At 60.0% G+C, this 14,644-nt stretch carries 13 protein-coding genes and 1 pseudogene; 4 read left to right on the plus strand and 10 right to left on the minus strand.

What is annotated here, in order from left to right:
* Nucleotides 1–32: 32 nt before the first annotated feature.
* From AC1DIJ_RS28825 to AC1DIJ_RS28840, 4 genes are all read right to left on the minus strand, one after another.
* Nucleotides 33–2,396 (minus strand): LPS-assembly protein LptD, encoded by a 2,364-nt coding sequence (locus tag AC1DIJ_RS28825; protein WP_112390871.1) that lies wholly within the window; start codon nucleotides 2,394–2,396, stop codon nucleotides 33–35.
* Nucleotides 2,396–3,484 carry an LPS export ABC transporter permease LptG gene (gene lptG, locus AC1DIJ_RS28830; RefSeq protein WP_112390872.1) on the minus strand — a complete coding sequence of 363 codons (1,089 nt, stop codon included), beginning with the start codon at nucleotides 3,482–3,484 and terminating at the stop codon, nucleotides 2,396–2,398. The genes AC1DIJ_RS28825 and lptG overlap by 1 nt, the downstream gene beginning before the upstream one ends.
* The gene (locus AC1DIJ_RS28835; protein WP_112390873.1) at nucleotides 3,481–4,656 is read right to left on the minus strand and encodes an LptF/LptG family permease; all 1,176 of its coding nucleotides are present in this window, start codon (nucleotides 4,654–4,656) and stop codon (nucleotides 3,481–3,483) included. Before AC1DIJ_RS28835 ends, lptG begins: the two co-directional genes overlap by 4 nt.
* Nucleotides 4,657–4,753: 97 nt before the next feature.
* Nucleotides 4,754–5,455: a phosphatase PAP2 family protein gene (locus tag AC1DIJ_RS28840; protein WP_112390889.1), complete on the minus strand. Its 702-nt coding sequence runs from the start codon at nucleotides 5,453–5,455 to the stop codon at nucleotides 4,754–4,756.
* Between the two features lie 235 nt (nucleotides 5,456–5,690).
* Here AC1DIJ_RS28840 and AC1DIJ_RS28845 point away from each other — a divergent pair, with 235 nt between their 5' ends.
* Nucleotides 5,691–7,184, plus strand: coding sequence for a leucyl aminopeptidase (locus tag AC1DIJ_RS28845; RefSeq protein ID WP_112390890.1), 1,494 nt, complete (start codon nucleotides 5,691–5,693; stop codon nucleotides 7,182–7,184).
* A 20-nt stretch (nucleotides 7,185–7,204) separates the two neighbouring features.
* Complete coding sequence (locus AC1DIJ_RS28850) at nucleotides 7,205–7,654, plus strand: DNA polymerase III subunit chi (protein WP_112390874.1); 450 nt, start codon at nucleotides 7,205–7,207, stop codon at nucleotides 7,652–7,654.
* Between the two features lie 9 nt (nucleotides 7,655–7,663).
* Here AC1DIJ_RS28850 and AC1DIJ_RS28855 read toward each other — a convergent pair whose 3' ends face one another.
* The 5 genes from AC1DIJ_RS28855 to AC1DIJ_RS28875 all read right to left on the minus strand — a co-directional run bounded on the left by AC1DIJ_RS28855 (nucleotide 7,664) and on the right by AC1DIJ_RS28875 (nucleotide 12,889).
* Complete coding sequence (locus AC1DIJ_RS28855; RefSeq protein ID WP_477831728.1) at nucleotides 7,664–7,942, minus strand: hypothetical protein; 279 nt, start codon at nucleotides 7,940–7,942, stop codon at nucleotides 7,664–7,666.
* Complete coding sequence (locus AC1DIJ_RS28860; RefSeq protein ID WP_112390875.1) at nucleotides 7,939–8,865, minus strand: Gfo/Idh/MocA family protein; 927 nt, start codon at nucleotides 8,863–8,865, stop codon at nucleotides 7,939–7,941. The genes AC1DIJ_RS28855 and AC1DIJ_RS28860 overlap by 4 nt, the downstream gene beginning before the upstream one ends.
* A gap of 95 nt (nucleotides 8,866–8,960) precedes the next feature.
* Nucleotides 8,961–9,779, minus strand: a complete 819-nt coding sequence (locus AC1DIJ_RS28865; protein ID WP_112390876.1) for a polysaccharide deacetylase family protein — start codon at nucleotides 9,777–9,779, stop codon at nucleotides 8,961–8,963.
* 129 nt (nucleotides 9,780–9,908) lie between these two features.
* Nucleotides 9,909–11,792, minus strand: a complete 1,884-nt coding sequence (locus tag AC1DIJ_RS28870) for an ABC-F family ATP-binding cassette domain-containing protein (RefSeq protein WP_112390877.1) — start codon at nucleotides 11,790–11,792, stop codon at nucleotides 9,909–9,911.
* 50 nt (nucleotides 11,793–11,842) lie between these two features.
* Nucleotides 11,843–12,889, minus strand: a complete 1,047-nt coding sequence (locus tag AC1DIJ_RS28875; protein WP_112390878.1) for a GGDEF domain-containing protein — start codon at nucleotides 12,887–12,889, stop codon at nucleotides 11,843–11,845.
* A gap of 235 nt (nucleotides 12,890–13,124) precedes the next feature.
* On the opposite strand from AC1DIJ_RS28875, the gene AC1DIJ_RS28880 reads away from it, so the two are divergent.
* Together AC1DIJ_RS28880 and ndk are read left to right on the plus strand one after the other, a co-directional pair.
* Nucleotides 13,125–13,814, plus strand: a complete 690-nt coding sequence (locus tag AC1DIJ_RS28880; protein WP_112390879.1) for a glutathione S-transferase family protein — start codon at nucleotides 13,125–13,127, stop codon at nucleotides 13,812–13,814.
* A gap of 84 nt (nucleotides 13,815–13,898) precedes the next feature.
* Nucleotides 13,899–14,339, plus strand: a complete 441-nt coding sequence (gene ndk, locus AC1DIJ_RS28885) for a nucleoside-diphosphate kinase (protein ID WP_477831729.1) — start codon at nucleotides 13,899–13,901, stop codon at nucleotides 14,337–14,339.
* A 192-nt stretch (nucleotides 14,340–14,531) separates the two neighbouring features.
* Here the strand turns inward: ndk and AC1DIJ_RS28890 are convergent.
* Nucleotides 14,532–14,644 (minus strand): annotated as a pseudogene (locus AC1DIJ_RS28890) (IS110 family transposase); the annotation flags it as partial.

A 14,644-nucleotide genomic window follows, 5' to 3' on the forward strand; every position in this document is an offset into this window, starting at 1 on the left:
GCTCTCTTTCTTTCGCCGCCATGTCATCTGTCTTAGTTGTTATAAATCTTGCTGTCCGGGTTGTCGAAGTCCCCGAGTTTGATGTCGCCGAGGGTCCGGAACGTCAGCCTGGCACCGATTGTCCAATCGCTTGCCGACTCGTCGCTGATGTCGCGCTTGTCGGTGTAGGCAATGGTGAAGATCGTGCACTCGTCTTCATAGGAGAGGCCGATGCTCTTCTTTGAAATGACATCATTGTTGAGATCCCAGGCAATACCACCGAAGATCGACCAGTAGTCCTTGAATTTGACACTCGCCTTCGTCTGAATTTCATCCGCATCGCTGGACAGGCCATAGTCCGGTTGCGCGGTAATGTGAGTGTAGATCAACTGACTCTGGAACGTGTCATTCTGAAAACCAGCGGTGAAGTCGCCCCGGTTGAGTGACAGATCTTTTTCATCGAGACGATAAGAGGCAGCCAGCGCCAGCCCCTGCGGCGTCTCGATTCCAGCGAGGCCAACATAATCCGAACGTGTGGTCTCAAGGCCGGATTCGCTGCCGACATTGACCAGATCCGGGCTGGCGAACGAATTCTCGCCAGCCAGCTGATAGGATTGGCCAAAGATGCCATGCAGCTTGTAACCGTTGTCGAACGAGCCGGTATACTGGAAGCCGATATTGGCGCGCGTTCCGCCCTCGATACGGTCGTAGCCAGAGAACTTGTCACGGTCGAAGAGGTTGGTTGCGTCGAAGACGAAGCTCTGCGCGTCCTCGTTCGGCAATGCGCCTGCAAGAGGCTCGTCCGGCCGCGCGTAAATCTGCGCGATCGGCTCGATCACATGTGTGCTGTTGTCGGTGGTGATCAGGAATGGGTAACGGGCTTCAAGGCCTGCTGTGATCATCCCACGAGTTGCTGCATCGCCGTTATCGAAGTCGCCGTTGTAGACGGACGTTCCGCTGATCGAGTTCGGGTCATCCATATTCACGGAGAGGGCGTCGGCCCTCGCGGCAAGAAGCGGCGTGATGAGAACGCCAGCCGGCGTCACGAAAGTGCGCTTCCATTCCAGTTCGCCACTAAGGCGGCTATATTGCCCCTTGAGCGAGAAGCGGTCCTCGCCGAGCGGGTTATCAAAGAAGTCGTCGTGCGTACGCGAAATATTGGTCAGGTTGACGTCGAGTGACAACTCTCCCCCAGCCAACGGCTGCGGCGCGACATAGTGATAGTCCATCGTCGGATAGACGATGGCCTGCTGTTTTTCACTTTCGCTGGTCCGATCGGCGTCTTGAACATCGAAATAGAAAGCACGCATGTCGAAGTAATTGCGCTTACCAAGACCCGTGAGGTAAGCTTGATTGGTCTTCGTCGATCCTGAGTAGCCTTTCAGTTCGTACGTGCGCGAGAAGTTGTTGTCCGACTGGTACATGACATCCCAGCCGAAACTCCAGCGCGGATTGATCTTGAAGTCCGCCTTTGAAGCAATCATGCCTCGATCGTCGCGCTGGTCGCTGGTGCCTGCCGTAAAGCTTTCCGGATTGAGCTGATTGATGCCAGCGATCCGAAGCGTATGCGTACCGTTTTCGAAGCGCTGCCGGAACTCGGTATCGAGCAGGAAGCCCTGCTGCGTATAGCCGGTGCCGGTTACCGTTGCGTCCATGCTCGGAGAGAAGACGTAGTAATACGGAACAGAGAGGCCGAAGCCCAGATTCTCCGATGTGCTCATGGTCGGGAACAGGAAGCCCGACTTGCGCTTGACCGTGTTGTCTGGAACTTCGATCCAGGGAAGGTAGGCAATCGGCGTACCGAGAAGCTCAAGCCGCGCATGTTCGAGCCGGATCGTATGCTTTTCGCCGTTCTGAATGACGCGCTGGGCCTTCACCTGCCAGAATGGTGCCTTGTCCGGCTGTTCGGCGCATGGAAGGCAGGCCGTGTAGACACCCCTATTCAGGATCATCTGCGTGCCGCCGACGCGCTCGCCGCTTTCGGCCACGATGCGGGTATTGTCGGACGTCTCGATACGCAACGCGTTGACGAAACCGTTGGCGAAGTCGTCGGTCACATCGAGCTTATCAGAATACATCCGGTTGCCATCGGGACTGATCATCTCGATGTTGCCGAGTGCCATCATCCGGCCGGTCTTCTGGTTGTATTCGACGCGCTGGGCCACAAGTTTGTAGCCGGCATAATTGATCTGTACTCCGCCGATCACCGAAACGATCTGCGCGTCCTTGTTGTAAATCAGTTCGTTGGCCGAAAGCACGAGCTTTTGACCGGCTTCAACCTTCGGCTGGAGCTTCTGCGATGCCTGATTTTCCTGTGCGAAGACTTCTGGAATGCTTCCGGAGTAGCTAAGCAGAGTCACGCCTGCAAGCAGGGCAACCATGTGTTTACTCAAAGTCTTGCGGTTGCCTGCCGCCACTAGCCATCCTCCTGATGAAGCAGAATCGTTGCACCGAATGCGAGCGCGACGACTACCGGAATCCAGGCCGCCACGAAAGGCGGTACGACTCCGCTGCTTCCAAATGCTTTCACAAGCACGGTCAGCACATAAAGCACGAAGCCTGAGAGGATTCCACCCAGAATCACGGACCTCGATTGGTTGAACCGGCTAAATTTTAGGGACACTGTTGCAGCAATGAGAGTCATCGCCACGAGCAGCAGCGGCTGCGACAGCAGTGAGTGGAATTGGGTCTCCAGCGCCTTGGTCGGAACGCCGAATGACTTCGCGATTGCTATTCTGTTCGAAAGATCAAAGAAAGCAATGGTTTCAGGTGGCGTGAGACGCTCTCTGACAAAGTCCTGCTTCAAATTGGTACGCAGTTGTAGCGTATCCTTACGCTGCACGACTTCGCCCGGCCGACGCTCGATAACGTCCTTAAGAAGCCAGTAACCATCTTCCAACTTTGCGGACTTCGCGTCCTGCCTCAGGATCACTTCCCCATCGGAATTGAAGTGGACGAGGACGGCGTCCATCAGCAGCGTACCATTCTCGACAATCGATTTTGCTCCGATGATCACGTCATCATGGCCGCTGATCTGTCGAATCCAGGGTATCTGCGATGACGCGTTGGCGATCTTGTCCTGCCCGCGCCAATCCGTTTCCAGCAACGCCGCCTGACGCTGCCCCCAGGCGGCGATGGGGTTGATGACCGCGACGGTAAATACGCCAAGCAGCAGGGCTCCGACGGCAAAGGGTGCCATAAACTGCCAGACCGAGATGCCGGCAGCACGCGTAACGACAAGCTCATATTTGCGGTTGAGCCCGATCAAAACCGTCATCCCGACAAACAGCGCGATGAATGGAATGGTTTGCTGAAGCAGCAGAGGGAGCCGCACAGCCGTCATGACAAGCCCGCTGGCAACCGTATAGCCCGGCAGGCCAGACATTCTCGTCGCCGTTTCGCTGAAGTCGATCAAAAACACGATGCTGATAATGCCGAGAAAAAACCAGATCGTGGTCGTGAGGTAGCGGCGAAAGAAATAACGTCCGAGTGTCCCGAAAATCATGCGTTCCCTCCCGAATTTCCATTCTTCCTGGGAAGATAGGAGGAGGCAGCCGTTCGAATCCAAAGCCAAACGCCTCCGATGCCCGTGGTCACAGAGAAGCGTCCGTGAAGGTTCAGGAACACGATGGAAATCACCGAGGCGGCGACCGGAATGCCGTAGAGGATGGCGATAAACGTGGGACGGGTATCGATCTCGTTTGCCGCGTAGAAGGACGCCCAGCGAAGCGCAAACGAAAGGCTGAGCGCTCCGATCATCGGGTGGAGCCGCGCTTGTCGGTGGGAGCGCGCATCGCCGGCAATCACCAGCGATATCAGGGCGAAGACGAAAGGCAGCGTCCAATCCGTCAGGCGCCGGTGCAACTCAGCGGTGTAAGCTCCTGGTCTCGCGATATAATCCTTGTCTGTCGTATCAGGATTGAGCAGGTATCCCAGGTCCCGGTCGCTAGCGCGCAGCGTCGCCTGGCCACGGTTTTCAGTCAGATCCGAGAGGTCAAATGAATAGGAATCGAAGCGGATGATCGAAACGTTTCCATCACGCGTCTTTCGCTGAACTTCGCCGTCCTTCATCAGCAGCGACGTGCCGCTCGGATCGACAGCACCCTCACGGGCATAATAGATCATGTCGAATGCGGGATCGCGTTCATCGACGACGAACAGGCCGCGCAACACGCGCCCTGCGAGGCGTTCGGAGATCTGAACAAAGAGGCCGTCATCGATTTTACGGAAGTTTTTCTCTTCGATGACTGTCGAGAGCAGGTCAGCGTAGGTCTCGGCGACCATCTGGCGCACGCCGGTCTTGGCCTTCGGCTCGACGACGTTGTCGACAAAGAACGAAAAGACGCTGATCAGCGCGGCAAGCAGCAGAATGGGACGCACGAGGATGCTGCGCTTGGCGCCTGCCGCATCGATGACCGTCAGTTCGGAATCGTTGTTCATCGTCGTCAGCGTCTGGGTAATGCCGATGACGAGCGCGAAGGGCAGGACGACGGGAATGATCGAGGGAAGGATCAGTGTCGCGAGCATCGCGAAGGATCCAACCGACTGACCACTGTCGGTTACGAGATTGACGCGCTGCAGCACCTGAGTCGTCCAGATGATCGCCAGCACTGGCAACAGCGCTACGAGGAACATCTGGCTGACACGCCGCAATATGTAAATCTCGAGAAGTTTCATGCCTGCCCTTGGTCGGTCTGCGAGGCGAGCGCCTTGCAGCGGAATCCATCTACGATGTTTGTTTCGCTTTTGCGACCTGTCCGCTTGAAAAATTCATTCAAATTTCAGAATTTTTTGCCCGGTGTGACGAATCTGTGAAGGCATAGATCCCGGCAAAGACGACGACCGCAAGCAGCCAGCCGAGCACGATGTCGGAGAGGAAATGACCGCCGAAAGCAAGCCGCATCACTGGTGTCAGCAGCGAAATTGCCAGTATTGGCAGAAAAAGGCCGGTTCTGGCCGGTTGCGGGATGAAGATCAGCAGACAGAGCAGCCATCCAGCGCTCGCCGCTTCGCCGGAGATAAAGGAACAGTTGCTGACGCATTTTCCCGCAAAGGATCCGGCCCGCACGAAATCCATCATGCCGCCGAAATCGATCACGGACACAGGGCGAGGGCGGCCCCAATGCTCCTTCAGGATCACATTGACGATCAGTCCCGGGCCGATCAGCAGCGAGCTCAATGCGATCTTCAGATTGCGTGCCCGTGCGGCCTTGAAGGTCGAGCCATGCTGCGTGTAGCAGGCGATCAGCATACAAAGCTGGATGATCGCGACCACATAAGGCAGCCGGAAGAAGATCATGCGCAGGTTCTTCAGAAACCAGTTATTGGCCGCCATGAACGCGCCGCAAATATCGCCGGCCTGCGAGGTGGCGTCGCAGGTTGCAGGTGTGAAGAAATAGCGCGAGGTGGAAAGGTCGATCTGCGGGAATGCCGAGAAGATGATCAGCAGAACCCACCACAGACAGAACAGCGCCACGAAGATGTCCGTTGCTGCAGGCGGAAAGCCGATTCTCCGGCCTGATATATAGGTCTTGAGGGCTGCTATCACTGGTAACGTCTTCCGTTCTCGGAGCCTTCCTGCGGCGCGGTGGCTTTCTGCCTTGGCGGCGTGGATTTGTCCATGGGCTTCCGATCACGTCTTGTTTTCGCCCGTGAAACCCGGAATGATCGCCGCCAAACGGGATTCCTTTGCGAATCCGCAGGGAGAAGACATGTCTGTTAAATTCGATATTTCATTCGCGAAATCGGCCAAGATCAGCGGCGGTCTCGCCGTCCTTCTGAAGGCAGGCGATGGCGAACTGGCAGCCGGTACCGAAATTGCCGATCCGGCCGGTATCGTTGCCAAGGCTTCCAAGATTGCCAAGTTTTCCGCCAAGGCGATGTCGGCGCTCGATCTCGTCGCGCCCGAGGGCTCACCTGCCGACCGCCTGTTCGTCATCGGCATCGGCAAGCCACAGGACTTGACCTCGCATGACTGGCTGAAGCTCGGCGGTATCGCCGCCGCCAAGGTCAAGGGCGCCGACAAGGCGACTATCTTCATCGATGCGCCAGGCGCTGCCATCACTGCAAAGGCCGCCGCCGACTTCTCGCTCGGCATGCTGCTGCGCGCCTACAGCTTCGACACCTACAAGACGAAGAAGTCGGAAGAAGACGAGAGGGCCAACGGCAAGTCGGCGAAGATCACCATCGTCACCGCGGATGCGAGCGGCGCCAAGAAGGCGCTGGCGGATTCCGAGGCGGTTGCCGAAGGCGTCAACCTCGCCCGCGATCTCGTCAACGAGCCGCCGAATGTGCTGGGTCCGGTCGAATTCGCCGCCAAGGCCAAGGAACTGGAAAAGCTCGGCGTCGAAGTCGAAATCCTCACCGAGCGCGAGATGAAGCGGCTTGGCATGGGTGCGCTCCTCGGCGTCGCGCAGGGCTCCGTTCGCCCGCCGCGCCTTGCCATCATGCATTGGAAGGGCGGCAAGGCGAAGGACCGGCCGATCGCCTTCATCGGCAAGGGCGTCGTCTTCGACACTGGCGGCATTTCCATCAAGCCGGCTGCCGGCATGGAGGACATGAAGGGTGATATGGGCGGGGCTGCCGCCGTCATCGGCCTCATGCATGTGCTCGCCGCCCGCAAGGCCGACGTCAACGCCGTCGGCATCATCGGCCTCGTCGAGAACATGCCTGATGGCAACGCCCAACGCCCGGGCGACATCGTGACTTCGATGTCCGGCCAGACCATCGAGATCATCAATACCGATGCCGAAGGCCGTCTCGTGCTCTGTGATGCGCTCTGGTATTGCAACGACCGCTTCAAGCCGCGTTTCATGATCAATCTGGCGACGTTGACCGGTGCCATCATGGTGGCGCTCGGCAATGTCCATGCCGGCCTGTTCTCGAATGACGACACGCTTTCGGCGCAGCTGACATCCGCCGGTCTGACGGCCAACGAGAAGCTCTGGCGCATGCCGCTCGGGCGAGACTACGACAAGATGATCGATTCCAAATTCGCCGACATGAAGAACACCGGCGGCCGCTATGCTGGCTCGATCACCGCCGCCCATTTCTTGAAGCGTTTCGTTCAGGAAACGCCGTGGGCGCATCTCGATATTGCCGGCACCGCGCTCGGCTCGCCGCAGGACGAGATCAACCAGTCCTGGGGCTCCGGCTTCGGCGTCCGGCTGCTCGACCAGCTCGTCCGCGACCACTACGAGGCCTGATCACAGGCCAGAATGCAGGTATGACCGAAGTCCTTTTCTACCATCTGACGGAATCCAAGCTGGAAGACGCCCTGCCGCCGCTCGTCGACAAGAGCGTCGAGCGCGGCTGGCGCGTCGCCATTCAGCTCAAGGAGCCGGCGCGGCGTGATGCGCTTGATGCGCATCTCTGGACCTACCGTGAAGAAAGCTTCCTGCCGCACGGCACGGATGAGAGCGAGCAGGCCGCAAACCAGCCCGTGCTCCTGACGGTAACCGGCGACAACGCCAACCAGGCCACGGTCCGCTTCATCGTCGATGGCGCCGAGCCGCCGGTGGCCGATACCTACGAGCGCATTGTCTTCATGTTCGACGGTTACGATCAGGAGCAGCTTGAAGGCGCGCGCGCCCAGTGGAAGAAGCTGAAGGGCGAGGGCCATACCCTCACATACTGGCAGCAGACGCCCGAGGGGCGCTGGGAAAAGAAGGCTTAAGCGCGCCGCTCAGCCGTCCCGCTTGAACGTCCACTTCACGACATAGTCGCCGTTGCGTTTCAGCTTTGCCTTGGTTTTCAGCGTCACCGGCCCGCCGAGTGCGGCTTCGGCCTTCTCGAAAGCGTGCCGGGCCTCGGCCATGGCGGCGTGATAGGCGCTGTTGTCGCGCTTCGGGCTGTCTGCGACTTCCTTGAGGAGGGCGGTCATTTCCGCTTTGCTTTCGGCCATCTCCGCCCTCGCTTTCAGATAGAGATGCGGCGCATTGGCGCCGCAGTGCTCTGTGATCAATCGTGGAAGACTTCCACGAACTTGCGCTTGCCGAGCATGAAGGCGTCGGCGACATGGCGCAGCGGTGCCAGATCGACGTCGGACTTGCCGGCCTTGATGATCTCGGCAAAGCGGCGGTAGAGCGACGGATATTCTTCTTCCGGTGCGGAGAACGTCAGTTCGCCGTTGACCGAGAGCTTCGAGCCGCCTTCGGCAAGCTCCATCCGGCCCCCCGCCGTCTCGGCGATGATGTCCCAGCTCTGCTTGCCGGTCTGGCGCCAGTCGAATTCGCCGTGGACGGTCATCGACCCGGCATCGCGGAAATGCAGATCGGCAGCGATCGGCGCATCGCGGTTTTCAGGAAACTCCAGCGTCGCGCCGGTGAGGAAGATTGCCCGCGGCAGGATGTGGGTGACGATCGACAATGCGTTGATGCCGGGGTCGAAGACGCCAAGGCCGCCCGCCTGCCAGATCCAGTCCTGGTTCGGATGCCAGTGACGGACATCTTCCTTCCAGATGACGTGGACATTCTTGATCTCGGTCTTGGCGAGAAAATCCTTGGCAGCCTCGACGGCTGCTGCATAGCGCGAGTGCCAGCTGGCAAACAGCGAGACACCCTTCTTGGCGGCCAGCGCTTCGAGGTCTGCCACTTCGCTCAGCGTTGCGCCTGGCGGCTTTTCGAGGAAAACGTGCTTGCCGGCCGAAAGCGCCTTGTACGCCGCTTCATAGCGGTACTGCGGCGGCATGCAGAGCGAGACGGCGTCGATCTCCGGAACCGCTGCCAGCATCGCTTCGATCGTCGTGAAGCTCTGGATGCCATCCACGGTGCCATGGCGGCTCGCAGTGGCAACGAGCTTGTAATCGGCATTCTTGGCGATGGAAGGAAGATGCTGGTCGCGGACGATCTTGCCGACGCCGACGATGGCGAGGTTGATGGGGGACATGACGGGTGTTCGCTCCGGTGTTTCGCTCAAAAGTATGATTTATTGGGCGCTTGTTTTATCAGAATGCTACAGCCGGGCAAGCCGTCATGTCACCCTCAAAGCGAGGCCATTTCGACGGCGCGGTTATCTTTCTTGTACTTCAGCGTCACCACCTTGTAGCCCTCGGCTTCCAGCCGCGCGAGCAGGGCAGGGAGCATCGCCGCGGTGCGCTTGTGGATGTCGTGCATCAGGATGATGCCGCGGCCACGCTGGCGCAGCCGGTTCATGGCGCGGTCGGCAACCTGTTCCGGCGTCGAGGTGAAATAGTCCTTGGTGTCGACATCGACATCCATGACGATCATCTCGCGTGCCGCGACGGCACCGCGAAGCTTGCGGCTGTCGGCGAGATAGGGGAAGCGAAAGAAATTGACGTCGGTGCCGGTCGCCTTGGTCACGGCCGCTTCGCCGCGGGTGATCTCGGCGATCGCCTGGTCGAAGGACAGCGTGTTGAGGTTCGGGTGTTTGTAGGTGTGGCTGCCGATCGTGTTGCCTTCCATGGCAACGCGGCGCGCCAGTTCCGGATGCAGCGCCGCCATTTCGCCGACCATCATGAAGGCGCCCTTGACGCCGAAGCGGTCGAGCGTTGCCAGTACGCGATCGGTGCGGCCCGGGATCGGGCCGTCATCGAAGGAAAGCACGACTTCCTTCGGCTCGAGTTTCAGATCCCTGAGCGAGGAAATCGTCAGCACGCGGCCGGCCAGATGGTGGGTTTCGCCGAAGGCCAGATTGGCGGGCTTCGGGAAACCGGCTTCGCTCTCCTCGGTCTTGATCGAAGACGTCTTGATCGTCTTGTCGGGAGCAGGCTGCTTGGTCGTCTGGCAGCCGCAAAGGGCAAGCGAGATGAGGACACTCGAAAGAAGGGCGATACGGGACATGAAAGGGGCTCAACAAATCAGTAATGAATGTTGAGACAACCTTTCGAATTATGGTTAACGATCGGTTTAGATCGGATGCCCGGGCGTTAACTTGTGCCGTTCTGCCGCAGCCTTTTCCGGGGTCTGTGGCTAACTTGCCATGGCCTCTTCGTATTCGGAGGAAAGCTCCAGCCATTGCTCTTCGGCAGCTGCAAGTTTCGCTGCCGTCTCGCCGCGCTGCTTGGCCTTTTCGGCCGCCTTGGCAGGCGTCTTCTCGTAAAGCGCCGGATCCGCAAGCTCTGCATCAAGCGCCTGAATCTGTTTCTCCAGCTTGGCCGTCAACGATTCGATTTCGTTGATCTTTTTCTTCAGCGGCGCAAAGGAGGCGCGCTTGTCGGCGTTCAGCTTGCGCTGTTCGGCCTTGGTCGCCGGATCGTCGGCATTCTGCGGCTTGTCGTCCTTCTTCTTGCCGGAAGAGACGATCAGGTCGCGATACTCGTCCATGTCGCCGTCGAAGCTCGAAACGGTGCCGTTGTTGACGAGCCAGAGCCGGTCGACGGTCGCCTCGATCAAGTGACGATCGTGCGAGATCAGGATGACAGCGCCTTCATAGTCGTTCAGCGCCTCGATCAGCGCCCGGCGGCTGTCGATATCGAGGTGGTTGGTCGGTTCGTCGAGGATAAGCAGGTTCGGCGCATGGAAGGCAGCCAGCCCCATTAGCAGCCGTGCCTTCTCGCCGCCGGAGAGATCCTTCGCGGCCGTCGCCATCTTTTCGGTCGCCAGCCCCATCTGCGCCACGCGGGCGCGGACCTTGGCCTCGGGCTCGGTCGGCATCAGCCGGCGCACATGCTCGACCGGCGTCTCGTTGGGAATGAGGTCATCAAGCTGATGCTGGGCAAAGAAGCCGATCTTCAGGTTCGATGCCACTTTCAGCTCGCCGCCGTCAGGCGCGAGGCGTCCGGAAATGAACTTCGCAAAGGTGGACTTGCCGTTGCCGTTCGAGCCGAGCAGGGCGATGCGATCGTCATTGTCGATGCGCAGCGTGATGTTCTTGAGGATCGGCTTGCCGGGTTCGTAGCCGACGGCGCCGCCCTGAATGGCGACGATCGGTGAGGCCGGCTGTCTTTCGGGCTCGGGGAAGGTGATCGGCTGCACGTGATCCTCGATCACGGCGGCAACCGTTCCCATGCGCTCCAGCGCCTTGACGCGCGACTGCGCCTGCCGGGCCTTGGAGGCCTTGGCCTTGAAGCGGTCGATGAAGCTCTGCAGGTGCTTGCGCGCCGCATCGTTCTTCGCCTTGGCCTTCATCTGCAATTCGTCAGCTTCCGCCTTCTGGCGCTCGAACTGGTCGTAGCCGCCGCGGTAGAAGGTCAGCTTCTTCTGGTCGAGATGAACGATCGAATTGACAGCGTTGTTCAGCATGTCGCGGTCGTGGCTGATGACGATGACGGTGTGCGGATAGCGGCGCACATAATCTTCGAGCCACATCGTTCCTTCGAGGTCGAGATAGTTGGTCGGCTCGTCGAGCAAAAGCAGGTCGGGCTCGGCAAACAGCACCGAGGCAAGTGCCACGCGCATGCGCCAGCCGCCGGAGAAGGAGGAGGCGGGCCTGAGCTGGGCTTCCTGGTTGAAGCCGAGACCGGCCAGAATGCTGGCAGCGCGCGCTTCGGCCGAGTGTGCGTCGATATCGACGAGGCGCGTCTGGATTTCGGCGATGCGATGGGCGTCGGTCGCCGTTTCGGCTTCCTTGAGAAGCGCAGCGCGCTCCTTATCGGCCGATAGCACGATTTCGATCAGCGACTGCTCTGTGGCCGGCGCTTCCTGCGCCACCTGGCCAATCCGGGCGTTCTTGGGGATCGAGACCGACCCGGTCTCGGCGCCGAGATCGCCGGTGATGATGCGGAAGAGCGTCGATTTGCCCGCGCCATTGCGCCCGACAAGGCCGGCCTTGGTGCCCGCCGGAAGCGTCACGCTGGCATGGTCGAGAAGCAGGCGCCCGGCAATGCGGGCAGAGATTTCAGTGATCGTGATCATGAGCGGCGTTTTGGCCGAAACAGCCGGTCAAGGCAAGGGGTCAGACGCCGTCAGCGGCCGAAGGCCTGGATGGGCTGGCGGCGGTTGGACTGGGCGGCGAGCAGCGCCACGCGGGCATTGGCCTGCAGCTGCGCGCCGGTTGCCGCATCGCCGCTGAGCGCGATGCCCAGCGAGATGCTGAGCGTCCCCGGATCGGATTTGTCCGTCGTCGCGAATACCATGTTCTCTTCGACGGACTGGCGCAGCCGCTCGGCAATGGCAATGGCGTCGCGCATGCCGACATTGGCGAAGATGAAGGCGAACTCGTCGCCCTCGGTACGCGAGACGAAGTCGTTCTTCTTGATCGACTTGCGAAACAGGTTGCTCAGCTTCTTCATCAGCTTGTTGCCGGCCTGCACGCCATATTTGGCATTCAGCTGCCGGAAGTCGTCTATATCGACCATGATAAGCGCGCTGCCGGCCGCCCCTTCGTCGCGCTCGTAGAGCTCGCCGATGGCGTTGCTGAGCGCGATGCGGTTCGGCAGGCCGGTCAGCGGATCGGTGACTGAGGCGGCCTGTACGGCGGCAACGCCGCGTTCCAGCGCCTCGATGCGTTCGACATCTGAAAGGAGCTTGGCTTCGAGTTCAGTCTCGGCGGCAAGCACCGACGCCAGCGAGGAGGCGAGATATTCCATCTCGCTCATGAAGGCATCGAGCCCCTGTTCGGAATTGCCGGAGAGCGATTGCAGCAGCGTTTCGGCGGCGCGCGCGAAGGCATATTTCTGCTTCAGCCCATCGGACAGCCGGTCGGCGGCTTCGCGCAACAGCTTGCTCGCTTCGGTGCCGGCGGTTTCGGCGGCAAGGCCGCAATGGCTGACGAGGCGGTATTTGAGCCCGAGTTCATCGAGCCGCGCCTGGGCCGGATGGTTGCCGAGGGCGGAAATATCGGTGGCAAGCGCCGTGTTGCGACCGCAGACGGCTTCGTGCAGCAGTTCGTAATTCCGCGGCAGGCCAGCGATGTTCAGCCGCGCCATGTGCTCGGCGATCTTCTGGGCATCGTTTTGCGGGCTAGGGCGGGCGCCCTCGCGCTGTGCTGCATTTCTGGTTGTGTTCTGCATCACCGTTCCCTGGCGTTGCTTTAGCGGCGGCTTATCCTTTCGCTATGCGCCGCAGATTTTAAAATAGCTTGAATTTTCAGTATCTCCGGCTCTTTGCGGCCGGAAAGGCGCAAAATGCGGTTAATGCAACCTTGACGCGCCGAGCACCGAAGCTGATGGCGCCCATCAGATTTCGTCATTTGATCCCGGCGCCGCTTTGCCGTGAAATGCGGCTTATATTCACGAGAGGACGGCCATGACCCTTGCGCTCTATTCCCTCTGCGGCGCCCGCCCGCAGCATTTCTTCTCGCCGCATTGCTGGAAGGCGGTGATGGCGCTGGCGCACAAGGGGCTGGCATTCGACGAGATCCCGACGACCTATGCCGGCATCGCCAGGATCGGCGGCGGCTTTTCACAGACCCTGCCGGTGCTCGATGACAACGGCCATCTGGTCTCCGACAGTTTTGCCATCGCGCTTTATCTCGAGGATGCCTATCCCGACCGGCCGTCGCTCTTTGGCGGCGAGGGCGGCAAGGCGCTGTCGCGGATGGTCGAAGGCTATTCGCAGATGGTGATCCACACGGCGATCATGAAGATGGCGCTGATGGACATTCACGGCGCGCTTGACGAAGGCGATAAGGCTTATTTCCGCCAAAGCCGCGAACAACGGCTTGGCCGGAAGCTTGAGGATGTCGTCGCGGAACGCGCCGCCGAAGAGGCGGCCTTTGCCGCCAAACTCGAGCCCATGCGCCACATGCTGAAGTTCCAGCCCTTCATCGGCGGCGAGAGCCCGCTCTTTGCCGATTACATCGTCTTCGGCGCCCTGCAGTGGCTGCGGGTGACGGCGGGATTGTCGATGCTATCAGCCGATGACCCGGTCGTCGCATGGCTCGATCGCTGCCTCGACCTGCATGGTGGCAGGGCACGCGGTGTGACAGCGGCGTGAAATTGCCGCGTCCCCCTTGTTTTCGGGAGTTGGGGCGGGTAAAGACCGCCCACTTTTCCCCGCTAAACCAGAGGATTTGACCCAATGGCGATTGAACGCACCTTTTCGATGATCAAGCCGGACGCAACGAAGCGCAACCTCACGGGCGCTATCACCAAGATGCTCGAAGATGCCGGCCTCCGCGTCGTCGCTTCCAAGCGCGTCTGGATGAGCAAGCGCGAAGCTGAAGGCTTCTACGCCGTTCACAAGGAACGCCCCTTCTTCGGCGAACTCGTCGAAGGCATGACCTCCGGCCCGACCATCGTTCAGGTTCTGGAAGGCGAAGGCGCCATCCTGAAGAACCGCGAAATCATGGGCGCGACCAACCCGGCAAACGCTGACGAAGGCACGATCCGCAAGGTTCACGCTCTCTCGATCGGCGAGAACTCGGTTCACGGCTCGGACGCTCCTGAGACCGCTGCCCAGGAAATCAAGTACTGGTTCTCCGACACCGAAATCGTCGGCKGAATCGGAATGTCAGCCTGACGGCTGATGTGATTGAAATGACTCTCGAAGCCGGGGCTTTTGCTCCGGCTTTTTGTTTGAGCGCTGTTAGGCGTTGGCGTGTACGCCCCCTCATCCGGCCCTATCGGGCCACCTTCTCCCCGAGGGGAGAAGGGACGGAGAGGTTGCGGCTTGTTGCCTTCTCCCCAGCGGGGAGAGCGACTGTCTTCGGCGTCAAGCGTTTTGCCATGGTTTTGCGTCCCGGATGATAGCGTTGAGGATGGTGAGGAGCTTTCGCATGGTTGCGACGAGGGCGACGATCTTCGGCTTGCCGGCTGCGACGAGCC

The organism is Rhizobium sp. 10N427 (assembly GCF_056394605.1).